We start from the raw sequence: 16,417 nt of genomic DNA, 5'->3' as shown, positions 1-16,417 counted from the left end.
GTGACGCTGATCAACCCGGTCGCGATGGACGAAGGCCTGCGCTTCGCGATCCGCGAAGGCGGCCGCACCGTCGGCGCCGGCGTCGTGGCGAAGATCATCAAGTAAGATCGCGCGGCGGTTGCGCCGCGTCGTGACGGCGGGCCGAAGATTGCTGGACAGTCTTCGGCTCGCTTTCGCCGTTCAGGGCTTCGCCCGGCGGCGCGTGTTGTCAGGCATACGCCAGTAGCTCAATTGGCAGAGCAGCGGTCTCCAAAACCGCAGGTTGGGGGTTCGAGTCCCTCCTGGCGTGCCATCTGCGGACGAGCCGGCCCAAGCCCGGTCGTCGCATCTCAAGAGTCGAAGTCCGACCGCATGTGCGGGCTTTTCGAGGACCCGCTGGATGAACAGCAAGATCGAGCCGAGCCGGAGCGCGTCCGCGGCTGACATGGTCAAGTACGCGCTGGCGCTGTTGCTCGTCGCGGCCGGCGTGTTTCTTTACTACCAGTTCGACCAGTGGCCCGAAGCCCTGCGTACGCTCGTGGTCGTGCTTGGCATCGTGGCCGGCGTCGTCGTGTTCGCGATCACCGCCAAGGGCGGCGAAGCGCGGGAATTCCTGTCCGAATCGCGTTTCGAATTGCGCAAGGTCGTCTGGCCGACGCGTCAGGAAGCGCTGCGTACGACATGGGTGGTCATGATTGCGGTTGCCGTGCTGAGTTTGATCCTCGCCGGCTTCGACGTGGTCATCCAATGGGCCATCAAACTGATTCTGGGGCGCTGAAATGACCGATACCGATACGAACAAGCGCTGGTACGTCGTCCACGCCTACTCGGGCTTCGAGAAGTCGGTGGCGCAGGCGCTGCGTGATCGCATCGTCCGCGCCGACATGCAGGACCGCTTTGGCGATGTGCTCGTCCCGACCGAAGAGGTCGTGGAAATGCGCGCGGGCCAGAAGCGTCGTTCCGAGCGAAAGTTTTTCCCGGGCTACGTGCTCGTGCAGATCGCCACGCATGACGAGGCCGGCATCCCGCGCATCGACAGCGAGTCATGGCACCTGATCAAGGAAACCCCGAAGGTCATGGGGTTCATCGGCGGCACGGCTGACCGTCCGCTGCCGATCGCGGACCGGGAGGCCGACATGATCCTGCAGCGCGTTCAGGAGGGGGTCGAAAAGCCCCGTCCCAAGGTCCTGTTCGAGCCAGGCGAAATGGTCCGCGTCGTCGACGGTCCGTTCAATGATTTCAACGGTGTTGTCGAAGAAATCAACTACGAGAAGAGCCGCCTGCGCGTGGCCGTCCTCATCTTCGGCCGGTCGACGCCCGTCGAACTCGAATTCGGGCAGGTCGAAAAAGCCTGATATACTGCGCGGCTTCGCACGAGCGTGTGAAGCCGCCAACGCCATGCAGGCCGCCTCCGGGCGGCCGCTTGCGCATTCATATACGTGATGCCGGGACACGTGCTTTTCCCGGCGCGATGGGGAGCCTGCGGTCTAGGCGCTTGCACCCGGAGACGAAGCAATGGCAAAGAAAGTAGTCGGCTACATCAAGCTGCAGGTCAAGGCCGGTCAGGCCAACCCCTCGCCGCCGGTCGGTCCTGCGCTGGGTCAGCGCGGCCTGAACATCATGGAGTTCTGCAAGGCGTTCAACGCGGCGACCTCCAAGCTCGAGCCGGGTCTGCCGACGCCGGTCATCATCACGGCCTACTCGGACCGTACCTTCACCTTCGTCACGAAGAGCACGCCGGCGTCGGTGCTGCTCAAGAAGGCGGCAGGCATCTCGTCGGGCTCCAAGCGCCCGAACACCGAGAAGGTGGGCAAGGTCACCCGCGCCCAGCTCGAGGACATCGCACGCCAGAAGGAAGCCGACCTGACGGCGGCTGAGCTCGAAGCGGCGGTGCGTACGATTGCGGGTTCGGCCCGCAGCATGGGTCTGGTGGTGGAGGGCTGATCATGGCGATGACCAAGCGCGAAAAAGCAATCAAGGCAGCCGTCGTTCCGGGTAAGGCTTACCCGTTCGAAGAGGCGGTGCAGATCGTCAAGAACACGTCCAAGGCGAAGTTCGTCGAGTCCGTCGACGTCGCCGTACGTCTCGGCGTGGACGCGAAGAAGTCCGACCAGCAGGTTCGTGGCTCGACCGTCCTTCCCGCCGGCACCGGCAAGACCGTGCGCGTGGCGGTGTTTGCGCCGGCCGGTGCGAAAGCCGACGAAGCGCGCGCCGCAGGCGCGGAAGCGGTCGGCATGGACGACCTCGCCGAGCAGATGATGGCGGGCGACCTGAACTATGACGTCGTGATCGCGACGCCGGACGCCATGCGCGTCGTCGGCAAGCTCGGCCAGGTGCTCGGCCCGCGCGGCCTGATGCCGAACCCGAAGGTCGGCACCGTTTCGCCGAATCCGGCTGAAGCGGTCAAGAACGCGAAGGGTGGCCAGGTGCGCTATCGCACCGACAAGGGCGGCATCATCCACTGCACGATCGGCAAGGCGAGCTTCGAAGACGGTTCGCTCAAGGACAACCTGCAGGCGCTGCTGCTCGACCTCATCAAGGCCAAGCCGGCGACGTCGAAGGGTCAGTACCTGCAGAAGGTCTCGATCAGCTCGACCATGGGGCCGGGTGTGACCGTCGATACGGCCTCGCTGGCGCTCAAGTAATCCGTAACACCGTAGTGCCCCCTTGGGCGCACGGCCGGGCGCTTCTGGCGCCCAACTCTTTTGAAGGCATCGCTCGACCTTGTGTCGGGCGAAGCCGTCAAAGACCGCAGGTGCGGTCAGCGCGCTACGACGACGTGCAGGGATGCGCGATCTGGCAAGGAATCGCCGTCGAAGCAAGCGGGGCTGCTTAATCCGGATCCGTTCGGATCGGCCTGCGTAGATGGTGCCGCCTTTCTGGAATTTTTCTGGAGTGGCCACCACCCGGATGCCTCCGGCATCCCGGCGCCACGGACGGGTGCCGCCCAGGACCGCAAACGGCAGGAGCCGTGAGCGGAGTTCATTTGGAGGAGTGCAATGGCTCTCAATCTGTCTCAGAAGCAAGAAGTGGTGGCCGAGCTCGCGGGAATTGCCGCGACTGCCCACTCCTTGGTTGCTGCCGAGTACGCAGGCATGTCGGTCGGCCAGCTGACCGCCATGCGCAAGCAGGCTCGCGAGACCGGCGTTTTCTTGAAGGTTGTCAAGAACACGCTGGCTGTTCGCGCGGTCGAAGGTACCGAATACGAGTGCACGAAAGACGCACTCGTCGGTCCGCTGCTGTATGCGTTCTCGACGGAAGAACCCGGCGCCGCCGGGCGTCTGATCAAGGACTTCTCGAAGGGTAACGACAAGCTCAAGGCAAAGGTCGTCGCCGTCGGTGGCCAGCTGTACCCGGCCAGCCACGTCGACGTGCTCGCCTCGCTGCCGACGCGCGAACAGGCTCTGGCGATGCTCGCCCGTGTCCTCGCCGAGCCGGCCGCGATGTTTGCCCGCGCGGTCAAAGCCGTGGCCGACCAGCAGGGCGGTGGCGATGCTGCCGACGCTGGCGCTGAAACGACCGAAGCCGCGGCTGAAACCGCCTGACGATCGCTCGCGAACGCGAGTGTCGACCCTGAATCCGATTCGTAAGATCAATTTCCAGAGGTAATACAAATGTCCCTGTCCAACGACCAGATCGTCGACGCCGTTGCCGGCATGACCCTGATGGAAGTGATGGAGCTGGTTAAGGCCATCGAAGACAAGTTCGGCGTCTCCGCCGCCGCCCCGGTCGCCGCTGCCGGTCCGGCCGCCGCAGCCGCGCCGGTTGAAGAGCAGACCGAGTTCAACGTCATCCTGAAGTCGGCTGGCGATAAGAAGGTCGAAGTCATCAAGGCCGTTCGCGCCATCACCGGCCTGGGCCTGAAGGAAGCGAAGGACTTGACCGAAGCCGGTGGCGTCGTGAAGGAAGGCGCGTCGAAGGACGACGCCGCGAAGATGAAGAAGGACCTCGAGGCCGCTGGCGCGACCGTCGAAGTCAAGTAAGCCGCACTTGCGTCGCCGGCTTTCACTGGCGACCACCTGAGGCTGGGGGCGAAAGCCCCCGGCCTTTGGCCGTTATAACGCCGGGATCGTTTATCCGGCGGTCAGGCACGGACGCTCAAGCGCGTCTGCTGTCGGCACCGGGCGAGGCCCGGTCCATCGAGTTGTCAGTTGGAAGTAGCGGGAGAGGGCGTGCTGGTGCCGGCAATACCAGCGACTCCCAACTGACGATTTAACGTCCCCACGGGCATCCCGACCCGGAGGCGTGAAGCGTTGCAGGCCCTGCCGGCCTGTCGGCGTCTACCGTCTCCGCCGGTGATCCCGGCCCCAACGAGGCGGTAGCTCACCATGTCCACAGCGTCCACGTCGAAGTATTCCTTCACCGAAAAAAAGCGCATCCGCAAGGATTTCGGCAAGCGCAAGTCGATCCTTGAGGTCCCGTTCCTGCTCGCGATCCAGGTCGACTCCTACCGGGAGTTCCTGCAGGAAAATATCGATCCGGCGCGCCGCGACGACAAGGGTCTGCACGCTGCGCTGAAGTCGGTCTTCCCGATCGCCAGCTACAGCGGCAACGCAGCGCTCGAGTACGTGGGCTACAAGCTCGGCGAGCCGGCGTTCGACGAGCGTGAATGCCGCACGCGCGGCATGAGCTACGGCGCCCCGCTCCGCGTGACCGTGCGGCTGGTCATCTACGACCGCGAGTCGTCGACGAAGGCCATCAAGTACGTGAAGGAGCAGGAGGTCTACATGGGCGAGATCCCGCTCATGACCGGCAACGGCACCTTCATCGTCAACGGCACCGAGCGCGTCATCGTCTCGCAGCTGCACCGTTCGCCCGGCGTGTTCTTCGACCACGACCGCGGCAAGACGCACAGCTCCGGCAAGCTGCTGTACTCGGCCCGCATCATTCCGTACCGCGGCTCCTGGCTCGACTTCGAATTCGACCCGAAGGACGCGCTGTTCACGCGTATCGACCGTCGCCGCAAGCTGCCGGTGACCGTGTTGCTGCGCGCGCTCGGCTACGCGAACGAGGAAATGCTGCGCGCGTTCTTCGAGATCAACACGTTCCACATCCTCCCCGAGGGCGTGCAGTGGGAGCTCGTGTCCGAGCGCCTGCGCGGTGAAACGCTCGACTTCGATCTGGCCGATGGCGACCGCGTGATCGTCGAGGCGGGCAAGCGCATCACGGCGCGCCACGTCAAGCAGATGGAGCAGTCGGGCATCGCCGCGCTGGCCGTGCCGGACAGCTACCTCGTGGGTCGCATCCTTGCGCACGACGTCATCGATCCGACGACCGGCGAGCTGCTCGCGAGCGCGAACGACGAGCTCAACGACGACCATCTGGCGGCGCTGCGCAAGGCGGGCATCGAGTCGATCGGCACGATCTGGGTCAACGACCTCGACCGCGGCCCGTACATCTCGAACACGCTGCGCATCGACGCGACCAAGACGCAGCTCGAAGCGCTGGTCGAGATCTACCGCATGATGCGTCCGGGCGAGCCGCCGACGAAGGACGCCGCGCAGAACTTGTTCCACAACCTGTTCTTCACGTTCGACCGCTACGACCTGTCGTCTGTCGGCCGTATGAAGTTCAACCGCCGCATCGGCCGCAAGGAAACCACCGGCGCCGCGGTGCTCTACGACGCCAAGTACTTTGCCGACCGCAAGGACGACGAGTCCGCGCGCCTGCGCGAGCTGCTCGGTGACACGTCCGACATCCTCGACGTGGTGCGCACGCTGACGGAAATCCGCAACGGTCGCGGCGTCGTCGACGACATCGACCACCTCGGCAACCGTCGCGTTCGCAGCGTCGGCGAAATGGCCGAGAACACGTTCCGCGTGGGCCTCGTCCGCGTCGAGCGCGCGGTCAAGGAGCGCCTGTCGATGGCGGAGTCCGAAGGCCTCACGCCGCAGGAGCTCATCAACGCGAAGCCCGTCGCCGCTGCAATCAAGGAGTTTTTCGGCTCCTCGCAGCTGTCGCAGTTCATGGACCAGAACAACCCGTTGTCGGAAGTCACGCACAAGCGTCGCGTGTCGGCCCTCGGCCCGGGCGGCCTGACCCGTGAACGCGCCGGCTTCGAAGTGCGCGACGTGCACCCGACCCATTACGGCCGCGTCTGCACGATCGAGACGCCGGAAGGCCCGAACATCGGCCTCATCAACTCGCTCGCGGTGTTCTCGCGCACGAACAAGTACGGCTTCCTCGAGACGCCGTACCGCCGGGTCGTGGACGGGCAGGTGACCGACGACGTCGAGTACCTGTCGGCGATCGAAGAGAACGAGTACGTGATCGCGCAGGCGAATGCGCCGCAGGACGAGAACGGCACGCTCACCGCGCAGTTCGTCGCCTGCCGTTACCAGGGCGAGTCGCTGCTCAAGCCGCCGGCCGAGATCCACTTCATGGACGTCTCGCCGATGCAGACCGTGTCGGTCGCCGCGGCGCTCGTGCCGTTCCTCGAGCACGATGACGCGAACCGCGCACTCATGGGCGCGAACATGCAGCGTCAGGCCGTTCCCACGCTTAAGGCCCAGAAACCGCTCGTCGGCACGGGTATCGAGCGCGCCGTGGCACGTGACTCGGGCGTTACCGTGAACGCGCTGCGCGGCGGCACGATCGAGCAGATCGACGCGGCCCGCATCGTGGTCAAGGCGAACGAGGAGGAAATCTCGGGCGAGACCGACGCCGGCGTCGACATCTACAACCTGATCAAGTACACGCGCTCGAACCAGAACACGTGCATCAACCAGACGCCGCTCGTGAAGGTCGGCGACGTGGTCGCGCGCGGCGACGTCCTCGCGGACGGCCCGTCGACGGACATCGGCGAGCTTGCGCTCGGCCAGAACATGCTCGTCGCGTTCATGCCGTGGAACGGCTACAACTTCGAAGACTCGATCCTGCTCAGCGAGCGCGTCGTCCAGGAAGACCGTTACACGACGATCCACATCGAAGAGCTGACCTGCGTCGCACGCGACACGAAGCTCGGTCCGGAGGAAATCTCCGCCGACATTCCGAACGTGTCCGAGCAGGCGCTCAACCGCCTCGACGAATCGGGCGTGGTGTATATCGGTGCGGAAGTGCGCGCCGGCGACATCATGGTCGGCAAGGTCACGCCTAAGGGCGAGAGCCAGCTGACGCCGGAAGAAAAGCTGCTGCGCGCGATCTTCGGCGAGAAGGCGTCCGACGTTAAGGACAGCTCGCTGCGCGTGCCGCCGGGCATGGACGGCACCGTCATCGACGTGCAGGTCTTCACCCGCGACGGCATCGAAAAGGACAAGCGCGCTCGCCAGATCGAAGAGAGCGAAATCCGCCGCGTCAAGAAGGACTTCGACGACCAGTACCGCATCCTCGAAGCGGCGATCTTCGACCGTCTGCGCGGCCAGCTCATCGGCAAGACTGCTAACGGCGGCGCGAGCCTCAAGAAGGGCGACACGGTGACGAGCCTCGTGCTCGACAGCCTGAAGAAGTCCGACTGGTTCACGCTGCGCATGAAAGATGAGGACGCGGTCGAGGCGATCGAGCGCGCGCAGAAGCAGATCGAAGCCCACAAGGCCGAGTTCGAGAAGCGCTTCGCCGACAAGCGGGCAAAGATCACCCAGGGCGACGACCTCGCTCCGGGCGTGCTCAAGATGGTCAAGGTGTTCCTTGCCGTTAAGCGCCGCATCCAGCCGGGCGACAAGATGGCCGGCCGCCACGGCAACAAGGGCGTTGTGTCGACGATCGTGCCGGTGCAGGACATGCCCTACATGGCCGACGGCCAGACCGTCGATATCGTGCTGAACCCGCTCGGCGTGCCGTCACGTATGAACATCGGCCAGATCCTCGAAGTCCACCTCGGGTGGGCGGCGAAGGGCCTCGGCGCGAAGATCCAGCGGATGATGGAGGCGCAGAATGCCGTGACGGAGCTGCGCAAGTTCCTCGACGACATCTACAACCACGACAACGACGTGGTGGGCGAGCGCGTCGATCTCACGCAGTTCTCCGATCAGGAACTGATGACGCTCGCGCGCAATCTGACCGACGGCGTGCCGATGGCGACGCCGGTGTTCGACGGCGCGGCCGAGTTCGAGATCAAGCGCATGCTCGAGCTTGCGGAGCTGCCGAGCAGCGGTCAGACCACGTTGCACGACGGCCGCACGGGCGAGGCGTTCGAGCGCCCGGTCACGGTCGGCTACATGCACATGCTGAAGCTCAACCACTTGGTCGACGACAAGATGCACGCGCGTTCGACCGGTCCGTACTCGCTCGTCACCCAGCAGCCGCTGGGCGGCAAGGCGCAGTTCGGCGGCCAGCGCTTCGGTGAGATGGAAGTCTGGGCGCTGGAAGCCTACGGCGCGGCCTACACCCTGCAGGAGATGCTGACGGTGAAGTCCGACGACGTGCAGGGCCGCAACCAGATGTACAAGAACATCGTCGACGGCGAGTACGAGATGGTCGCGGGCATGCCGGAGTCCTTCAACGTGCTCGTGAAGGAAATCCGTTCGCTCGCGATCAACATGGAGCTGGAAGAGGACTGAGAGACGTGATCCGGCGCCGGGTCGCCGCAGCCGCACTGTGCTGCGCGATCCGGAGTCGCATCCACGAGCCCAAAGCCTCTATTCCCGAATTCCGGAGTTTCCAATGAAAGACCTGCTCAATCTGTTCAACCAGCAGCGCCCGGCGCTCGACTTCGACGCGATCAAGATCGGCCTGGCATCGCCGGAGCTGATCCGCTCGTGGTCGTTCGGCGAGGTCAAGAAGCCCGAGACGATCAACTACCGCACGTTCAAGCCCGAGCGTGACGGCCTGTTCTGCGCGTCGATCTTCGGTCCGATCAAGGACTACGAGTGCCTGTGCGGCAAGTACAAGCGCATGAAGCACCGCGGCGTGGTCTGCGAAAAGTGCGGCACGGAAGTGACGCTCGCCAAGGTGCGCCGCGAGCGCATGGGCCACATCGACCTCGCGTCGCCCGTCGCGCACATCTGGTTCCTCAAGTCGCTGCCGTCACGCATCGGCCTCATGCTCGACATGACGCTGCGTGACATCGAGCGCATCCTGTACTTCGAAGCCTATGTCGTCACCGAGCCCGGCCTGACCCCGCTCGAGCGCGGCACGCTGCTCAACGAAGAGCAGTTCATGCAGGCGCGCCAGGAGCACGGCGACGACTTCGAGGCCGCGATGGGCGCCGAGGCCGTCTACGAGCTGCTGCGCACGATCGACCTGCAGTCGGAGATGATCCAGCTCAAGGAGGACATCGCCTCCACGGGTTCGGAGACCAAGCTCAAGCGCCTCACGAAGCGCATCAAGCTGATGGAAGCGTTCGTCGAGTCCGGCAACCGCCCGGAGTGGATGGTCATGACCGTCCTGCCGGTGCTGCCGCCGGATCTGCGTCCCCTGGTTCCGCTCGACGGCGGCCGCTTCGCTACGTCGGATCTCAATGATTTGTACCGCCGCGTCATCAACCGCAACAACCGCCTGCGCCGCCTGCTCGAACTCAATGCGCCCGACATCATCGTGCGCAACGAAAAGCGCATGCTGCAGGAGTCGGTTGATGCCTTGATGGACAACGGCCGTCGTGGCCGTGCGATCACCGGCACCAACAAGCGCCCGCTCAAGTCGCTCGCCGATATGATCAAAGGCAAGCAGGGTCGCTTCCGCCAGAACCTGCTCGGCAAGCGCGTCGACTATTCGGGCCGCTCGGTCATCGTGGTCGGCCCGACGCTGCGCCTGCACGAGTGCGGCCTGCCCAAGAAGATGGCGCTCGAGCTGTTCAAGCCCTTCATCTTCGCCAAGCTGCAGCGCCGTGGCCTCGCCACGACGATCAAGGCCGCGAAGAAGCTCGTCGAGCGTGAAGAGGCGGAAGTCTGGGACATCCTCGAAGAGGTGATCCGCGAGCATCCGGTCCTGCTCAACCGCGCACCGACGCTGCACCGCCTCGGCATCCAGGCGTTCGAGCCGGTGCTCATCGAAGGCAAGGCGATCCAGCTGCATCCGCTCGTGTGTACGGCATTCAACGCCGACTTCGACGGTGACCAGATGGCCGTGCACGTCCCGCTGAGCCTCGAGGCCCAGCTGGAAGCGCGCGCGCTGATGATGGCGTCGAACAACATCCTGTCGCCGGCGAACGGCGAGCCGATCATCGTGCCGTCGCAGGACGTCGTGCTCGGCCTGTACTACATGACTCGTGCCCTGGAGAACAAGAAGGGCGAGGGCATGGCGTTCGCGAACGTCGCCGAGGTCAAGCGCGCGTACGACAACCGCGTTGTCGAGCTTCATGCGAAATGCAAGGTGCGCATCACCGAGACGGTGATCGGCGAGAATGGCGAGCGCTCGCGCAAGACGTCGATCGTCGACACGACGGTCGGCCGCGCGCTGCTGCATGAAGTGCTACCGGAAGGCCTGCCGTTCGCACTCGCGAACGTCGAGCTCAGCAAGAAGAACATCAGCCGCCTCATCAACAGCTGCTACCGCATGCTGGGTCTGAAGGATACGGTCGTGTTCGCCGATCAGCTGATGTACACGGGCTTCGCGTACGCCACGCGCGCCGGCGTGTCGATCGGCATCGACGACATGATCATCCCGGACGAGAAGAAGGGCATCCTCGACGAGGCCGAGACCGAAGTGCTGGAAATCCAGCAGCAGTACCAGTCGGGTCTCGTTACCGCGGGTGAGCGCTACAACAAGGTCGTCGACATCTGGTCGCGCACGAACGAGCGCGTGGCCAAGGCGATGATGGAAGCGATCGGCACCGACACGGTGACGAACGCGAAGGGCGAGCGCGTCCCGCAGAAGTCGATGAACTCGATCTACATCATGGCCGACTCGGGTGCGCGTGGTTCGCAGGCGCAGATCCGTCAGCTCGCCGGTATGCGCGGCCTGATGGCCAAGCCGGACGGCTCGATCATCGAGACGCCGATCACCGCAAACTTCCGCGAAGGCCTCAACGTTCTCCAGTACTTCATCTCGACCCACGGCGCCCGTAAGGGCCTCGCGGATACCGCGCTGAAGACGGCGAACTCCGGTTACCTGACCCGTCGCCTCGTCGACGTGGCCCAGGACGTGGTGATCACCGAAGACGATTGCGGCACGCTCGAGGGTCTGCTGATGACCCCGATCGTGGAAGGCGGCGACGTGGTCGAGCCACTGCGCGACCGCGTGCTCGGCCGCACCGTGGCCGAGGACGTGTTCCTGCCGGGCAACGACGAGGACCCGATCGTCACCCGCAACACGTTGCTCGACGAAGCCTGGGTCGCCAAGCTCGAAGACGCGAGCGTCCAGTCGATCAAGGTGCGCTCGACGATCACGTGCCAAAGCTCGTTCGGCGTTTGCGCGTACTGCTACGGTCGCGACCTTGGCCGCGGTCACCTCGTCAATCACGGCGAAGCCGTGGGTGTCGTGGCGGCGCAGTCGATCGGCGAGCCGGGCACCCAGCTCACGATGCGTACGTTCCACATCGGTGGTGCGGCATCGCGAGCGGCTGCGATCGACAACGTCACGGTCAAGACGACGGGTTCGATCAAGTTCAACAACCTCAAGCACGTCGCGCATGCCAACGGCCACCTGGTCGCTGTGTCGCGTTCGGGCGAGTTGTCCGTGCTGGACAACCACGGCCGCGAGCGCGAGCGCTACAAGCTGCCGTACGGCGCGATGATCACCGTCAAGGACGGCGCGGAAATCCGCGCCGGACAGCAGGTCGCCAACTGGGACCCGCATAACCACCCGATCGTGTCTGAAGTGGCGGGTTTCATCCGCTTCATCGACTTCGTCGACGGCGTCACCGTCATCGAGAAAACCGACGAGCTGACCGGCCTGGCTTCGCGCGAAATCACCGACCCGAAGCGCCGCGGCACTCAGGCCAAGGACCTGCGCCCGATCGTCCGCATCGTCGATGCGAACGGCAAGGATCTGCAGATCCCCGGCACCGATCTGCCGGCGCAGTACATGCTGCCGCCGCGCTCGATCGTCAACCTGCAGGACGGCGCGCCGGTGGGCGTGGGTGACGTCGTCGCCAAGATCCCGCAGGAAGCATCGAAGACCCGCGACATCACCGGCGGTCTGCCGCGCGTTGCCGACCTGTTCGAAGCCCGTAAGCCGAAGGACCCGGCGATCCTGGCGGAGATCTCCGGCATCGTGAGCTTCGGCAAGGACACCAAGGGCAAGCAGCGCCTGATCATCAAGCCGCTTGACGGCGAGGAGCATGAGGAGCTGATTCCGAAGTATCGCCAGATCATCGTGTTCGAAGGCGAGCACGTGGAGAAGGGCGAAACCGTGGTCGACGGCGAGCCGACTCCGCAGGACATCCTGCGCCTGCTCGGCGTCGAGCCGCTTGCTGCGTACCTCGTCAAGGAAATCCAGGACGTCTATCGCCTGCAGGGCGTGAAGATCAACGACAAGCACATCGAGGTGATCGTTCGCCAGATGCTGCGTAAGGTCGAGATCACCGATCAGGGCGACAGCAAGTTCCTCAATGGCGAACAGGTCGAGCGCCAGCGTCTGATCGAGGAAAACGATCGCCTCGCAACCCGGAGTGGGATTGCCGCGAAGTTCGACCCGGTACTGCTGGGCATTACCAAGGCCTCGCTTGCGACGGAGTCGTTCATCTCGGCGGCCTCGTTCCAGGAGACCACCCGCGTCCTTACAGAGGCTGCAGTCCGTGGCACCCGCGACAGCCTGCGCGGCCTGAAGGAGAACGTGATCGTCGGACGCCTGATTCCCGCCGGTACCGGCCTGACGTACCACAAGAACCGCCGTCGTAGCGCTTCCGGCCTGACCGACTCCGAGCTCGAAACGCTCTCGGCGCCGGTCACGTCCGAAGCGCCGGTGATGATCGAGGCGGATGAAGAATCGAGCGCGACGTAATACAATCGGCTCGTTGTACGACCAGCCGGCGCACCGCGCCGGCCCAGATCACCAAATGAGGCGCACGGAGCGCCTCGTGTTGGGCCCACGGACGGGCGGGATCGCAGACGACGCAGAGCGCGCCCCGCGCGCTTCGCGTCAACGGTATGGCTCGCGTTGACGGATTCGTCATGCGCGGGCTATACTTTTTCGTCTCGGTGGGCTGCGACACACGTCCTCCGCCGCAATCACGCAAGGCCTTCGGCCTTTTTCAATGAGTTCCAGATGGCGACGATCAATCAGTTGGTGCGCAAGCCGCGCAGCCCTGAAACCTACAAGAGCACGTCCCCCGCGCTGCAGAACTGCCCGCAGCGTCGCGGCGTCTGCACCCGCGTGTACACCACGACCCCGAAGAAGCCGAACTCGGCGCTCCGCAAGGTCGCCAAGGTGCGCCTGACCAACGGTTACGAAGTCATTTCGTACATCGGCGGCGAAGGCCACAACCTGCAGGAGCACTCGGTCGTGCTGATCCGCGGCGGTCGCGTCAAGGACCTGCCGGGCGTGCGCTACCACACCGTGCGCGGTTCGCTCGATGCCGCCGGGGTCGCCAAGCGTCGCCAGGGTCGCTCGAAGTACGGCGCGAAGCGTCCGAAGTCCTAATCCTCCTTCGGTCCGCGCGGCCCCGACTGCGAAAGCACGGGGCAGGGCGCGGCCTACACGAATCATTCGAGTGAACGCCCATGTCGCGTAAAGGTTCCACCCCGCAGCGCTCGGTCCTGCCTGATCCCAAGCACGGCAGCGAGACGATCGCGCGCTTCATCAATATGGTCATGCTGAGCGGCAAGAAGTCGATCGCTGAAAAGATCGTCTATGGCGCGATGGACGTGATCAACGAAAAGAACGCGAATGCAGTCGAGCTCGTCGAAAAGGCGCTCGGCAACGTCGCGCCGGCCGTCGAGGTCAAGTCCCGCCGCGTCGGCGGCGCGACCTATCAGGTGCCTGTTGAAGTCCGTGCGTCGCGCCGCATGGCGCTCGCAATGCGCTGGCTGATCGACTCCGCGCGCAAGCGCGGCGAGAACACCATGCCGCGCAAGCTCGCTGCCGAACTGATCGACGCCTCGGAAAACCGTGGTGGCGCGATCAAGAAGCGCGAAGAAACCCACCGCATGGCGGAAGCGAACAAGGCGTTCGCGCACTACCGCTGGTGATGAGGGTGCCCGGCGACGGGACCCGACTGGCGCCCTGACGGGCGCCTCGCGGCGGCGACATCGCCGCCATGCGAACCGGAGGCCGCCGCGAGGCGGCGTCCGGCCATTTGGAATTCGAAAACTTACGAGAGGGTCCCGTGGCTCGCACCACTCCCATCGAGCGTTACCGCAACTTCGGCATCATGGCCCACATCGATGCCGGCAAAACCACCACCTCCGAACGCATCCTGTTCTACACCGGCGTCAGCCACAAGATCGGCGAAGTGCACGAAGGTGCCGCGACGATGGACTGGATGGAGCAGGAACAGGAACGCGGCATCACCATCACGTCCGCCGCGACGACCGCGTTCTGGAAGGGCATGGACAAGTCCCTGCCGGAGCACCGCTTCAACATCATCGACACCCCCGGCCACGTCGACTTCACGATCGAAGTCGAGCGTTCGCTGCGCGTGCTCGACGGTGCGGTGTTCGTGCTGTGCGCCGTTGGCGGTGTGCAGCCGCAGTCGGAAACCGTCTGGCGCCAGGCCAACAAGTACTCCGTGCCGCGCATGGCGTTCGTCAACAAGATGGACCGCACCGGCGCGAACTTCGACAAGGTCGTCGAGCAGCTGAAGGCGCGTCTCGGCGCCTACCCGGTGCCGATGCAGGTGCCGATCGGTGCCGAGGAAGGCTTCGAGGGTGTTGTTGACCTGCTCAAGATGAAGGCGATCCACTGGGACGTCGCGTCCCAGGGCACGCAGTTCGAGTACCGCGATATCCCGGCCAACCTGCAGTCGAAGGCCGAAGAGGCGCGTAGCTTCATGATCGAAGCGGCCGCGGAAGCGACCGAAGAGCTCATGGACAAGTATCTCGGCGGCGAAGAGCTGAGCGAAGCCGAGATCGTCCAGGGCCTGCGTGAGCGGACCCTGCGCGTCGAGATCGTGCCGGTGTTCTGCGGCTCGGCGTTCAAGAACAAGGGCGTGCAGGCCATGCTCGACGGCGTGATCAACCTGCTGCCGTCGCCGGCCGATCGTCCGCCGGTCCAGGGCGTAAACGACGACGAGCAGGAAGCCAGCCGCAAGGCGTCGGACAGCGAGCCGTTCTCGGCACTCGCGTTCAAGATCATGACCGACCCGTTCGTCGGCGCGCTGACGTTCTTCCGCGTCTACTCGGGCGTGCTGAACTCTGGCGACCAGGTCTACAACCCGGTCAAGTCGAAGAAGGAGCGCATCGGGCGCATCCTGCAGATGCACGCGAACAACCGTGACGAAATCAAGGAAGTCCGGGCCGGCGACATCGCCGCTGCGGTCGGCCTGAAGGACGTGACGACGGGCGACACGCTGTGCTCGCAGGAGCACATCATTACGCTCGAGCGGATGACGTTCCCGGAGCCCGTCATCTCGATGGCTGTGGAGCCGAAGACGAAGTCGGACCAGGAAAAGATGGGCATCGCACTGGGCCGCCTGGCGCAGGAAGATCCCAGCTTCCGCGTCCGCACGGACGAGGAATCCGGCCAGACGATCATCTCGGGCATGGGCGAGCTGCACCTCGACATCATCGTCGACCGCATGCGCCGCGAGTTCAACGTCGAGGCGAACGTCGGCAAGCCGCAGGTTGCGTACCGCGAGACGATCCGCAAGCAGGACGTCAAGTCGGATTACAAGCACGCCAAGCAGTCCGGCGGTAAGGGTCAGTACGGCCACGTCGTCATCGAGCTGTCGCCGATGAACGAAGCCGACCGTGCGAACCCGGACGTCGAGAACGACTTCCTGTTCGTCAACGACATCACCGGCGGCGTGATTCCGAAGGAATTCATCCCGGCGGTCGAGAAGGGCCTGCGCGAAACCATCACCAGCGGTCCGCTCGCCGGCTTCCCGGTGGTCGGCATCAAGACCAAGCTCGTCTTCGGTTCGTACCACGACGTCGACTCGTCGGAAATGGCGTTCAAGCTCGCCGCGTCGATGGCGTTCAAGGAAGGCTTCCGCAAGGCCGACCCGGTACTGCTCGAGCCGATCATGAAGGTCGAGGTCGTGACGCCCGAGGAGTACGTCGGCGACGTCATGGGCGACCTGAGCCGTCGCCGCGGCCTGCTGCAGGGTCAGGACGACACGCCATCGGGCAAGACCATCAACGCGATGGTGCCGCTGGGCGAAATGTTCGGCTACGCGACGACGATCCGCTCGCTCACGCAGGGCCGCGCGACGTTCACGATGGAGTTCGACCATTACGCCGAGGCGCCGAACAGCATCGCCGACGCGGTCATCAAGAAGGGCTGAGCGAGCCCAGGCGCGGGTCGGCATGCTGCCGGCCCGCGACATCGACACGAATCAACAGAAATCGAGGTAATCGACCATGGCCAAGGGTAAGTTCGAGCGCACCAAGCCCCACGTGAACGTGGGCACGATCGGTCACGTTGACCACGGCAAGACGACGCTGACGGCGGCGCTGACGAAGGT

General features: G+C 64.6%; 13 protein-coding genes and 1 tRNA gene. All 14 read left to right on the top strand.

Annotated elements, in window-relative coordinates:
* A partial coding sequence (locus IE075_RS15450; protein WP_484484285.1) for an EF-Tu C-terminal domain-related protein occupies positions 1-105 on the top strand: 105 nt, incomplete at its 5' end.
* A gap of 111 nt (positions 106-216) precedes the next feature.
* Positions 217-292: transfer RNA gene (locus tag IE075_RS15445), tRNA-Trp, on the top strand.
* Between the two features lie 87 nt (positions 293-379).
* A complete protein-coding gene (gene secE / locus IE075_RS15440) occupies positions 380-757 on the top strand; it encodes a preprotein translocase subunit SecE (RefSeq protein ID WP_189458001.1) in 378 nt (125 codons plus the stop codon).
* 1 nt (position 758) lies between these two features.
* Positions 759-1,334 carry a transcription termination/antitermination protein NusG gene (gene nusG / locus IE075_RS15435; protein ID WP_189458000.1) on the top strand — a complete coding sequence of 192 codons (576 nt, stop codon included), beginning with the start codon at positions 759-761 and terminating at the stop codon, positions 1,332-1,334.
* Positions 1,335-1,494: 160 nt separating this feature from the next.
* Positions 1,495-1,923, top strand: a complete 429-nt coding sequence (gene rplK, locus IE075_RS15430) for a 50S ribosomal protein L11 (RefSeq protein ID WP_189457999.1) — start codon at positions 1,495-1,497, stop codon at positions 1,921-1,923.
* A 2-nt stretch (positions 1,924-1,925) separates the two neighbouring features.
* On the top strand, positions 1,926-2,624 hold the full coding sequence (gene rplA, locus IE075_RS15425; RefSeq protein ID WP_189457998.1) for a 50S ribosomal protein L1: 699 nt from the start codon (positions 1,926-1,928) through the stop codon (positions 2,622-2,624).
* A gap of 354 nt (positions 2,625-2,978) precedes the next feature.
* Complete coding sequence (gene rplJ, locus IE075_RS15420) at positions 2,979-3,524, top strand: 50S ribosomal protein L10 (protein WP_189457997.1); 546 nt, start codon at positions 2,979-2,981, stop codon at positions 3,522-3,524.
* A 69-nt stretch (positions 3,525-3,593) separates the two neighbouring features.
* Positions 3,594-3,962 (top strand): 50S ribosomal protein L7/L12, encoded by a 369-nt coding sequence (gene rplL, locus IE075_RS15415; protein ID WP_189457996.1) that lies wholly within the window; start codon positions 3,594-3,596, stop codon positions 3,960-3,962.
* Between the two features lie 345 nt (positions 3,963-4,307).
* Positions 4,308-8,474, top strand: coding sequence for a DNA-directed RNA polymerase subunit beta (rpoB, locus tag IE075_RS15410; RefSeq protein WP_189457995.1), 4,167 nt, complete (start codon positions 4,308-4,310; stop codon positions 8,472-8,474).
* A 103-nt stretch (positions 8,475-8,577) separates the two neighbouring features.
* Positions 8,578-12,795, top strand: a complete 4,218-nt coding sequence (gene rpoC / locus IE075_RS15405) for a DNA-directed RNA polymerase subunit beta' (RefSeq protein ID WP_189457994.1) — start codon at positions 8,578-8,580, stop codon at positions 12,793-12,795.
* 264 nt (positions 12,796-13,059) lie between these two features.
* Positions 13,060-13,434 carry a 30S ribosomal protein S12 gene (gene rpsL, locus IE075_RS15400; RefSeq protein ID WP_132328214.1) on the top strand — a complete coding sequence of 125 codons (375 nt, stop codon included), beginning with the start codon at positions 13,060-13,062 and terminating at the stop codon, positions 13,432-13,434.
* Positions 13,435-13,514: 80 nt separating this feature from the next.
* Positions 13,515-13,982: a 30S ribosomal protein S7 gene (gene rpsG / locus IE075_RS15395; protein ID WP_189457993.1), complete on the top strand. Its 468-nt coding sequence runs from the start codon at positions 13,515-13,517 to the stop codon at positions 13,980-13,982.
* A gap of 137 nt (positions 13,983-14,119) precedes the next feature.
* The gene (gene fusA, locus IE075_RS15390; RefSeq protein ID WP_189457992.1) at positions 14,120-16,237 is read left to right on the top strand and encodes an elongation factor G; all 2,118 of its coding nucleotides are present in this window, start codon (positions 14,120-14,122) and stop codon (positions 16,235-16,237) included.
* 76 nt (positions 16,238-16,313) lie between these two features.
* Positions 16,314-16,417: GTP-binding protein (locus tag IE075_RS15385; protein WP_082559638.1), on the top strand; the 104-nt coding region annotated here is incomplete at its 3' end.

The sequence above is a fragment of the Cognatilysobacter bugurensis genome, from assembly GCF_014652095.1.
In the GTDB taxonomy this organism is placed as follows: Bacteria; Pseudomonadota; Gammaproteobacteria; order Xanthomonadales; family Xanthomonadaceae; genus Cognatilysobacter; species Cognatilysobacter bugurensis.
This window is presented reverse-complemented; position numbering and strand designations above follow the sequence as displayed.

What these genes read in the sequence shown, in the direction of transcription:
- secE (WP_189458001.1), top strand. Translation starts at nt 380, where the DNA reads ATGAACAGCAAGATCGAGCCGAGCCGGAGCGCGTCCGCGGCTGACATG.
- rpoB (WP_189457995.1), top strand. Translation starts at nt 4,308, where the DNA reads ATGTCCACAGCGTCCACGTCGAAGTATTCCTTCACCGAAAAAAAGCGC.
- rplJ (WP_189457997.1), top strand. Translation starts at nt 2,979, where the DNA reads ATGGCTCTCAATCTGTCTCAGAAGCAAGAAGTGGTGGCCGAGCTCGCG.
- rpsL (WP_132328214.1), top strand. Translation starts at nt 13,060, where the DNA reads ATGGCGACGATCAATCAGTTGGTGCGCAAGCCGCGCAGCCCTGAAACC.
- rplK (WP_189457999.1), top strand. Translation starts at nt 1,495, where the DNA reads ATGGCAAAGAAAGTAGTCGGCTACATCAAGCTGCAGGTCAAGGCCGGT.
- nusG (WP_189458000.1), top strand. Translation starts at nt 759, where the DNA reads ATGACCGATACCGATACGAACAAGCGCTGGTACGTCGTCCACGCCTAC.
- rpsG (WP_189457993.1), top strand. Translation starts at nt 13,515, where the DNA reads ATGTCGCGTAAAGGTTCCACCCCGCAGCGCTCGGTCCTGCCTGATCCC.
- rplL (WP_189457996.1), top strand. Translation starts at nt 3,594, where the DNA reads ATGTCCCTGTCCAACGACCAGATCGTCGACGCCGTTGCCGGCATGACC.
- rplA (WP_189457998.1), top strand. Translation starts at nt 1,926, where the DNA reads ATGGCGATGACCAAGCGCGAAAAAGCAATCAAGGCAGCCGTCGTTCCG.
- rpoC (WP_189457994.1), top strand. Translation starts at nt 8,578, where the DNA reads ATGAAAGACCTGCTCAATCTGTTCAACCAGCAGCGCCCGGCGCTCGAC.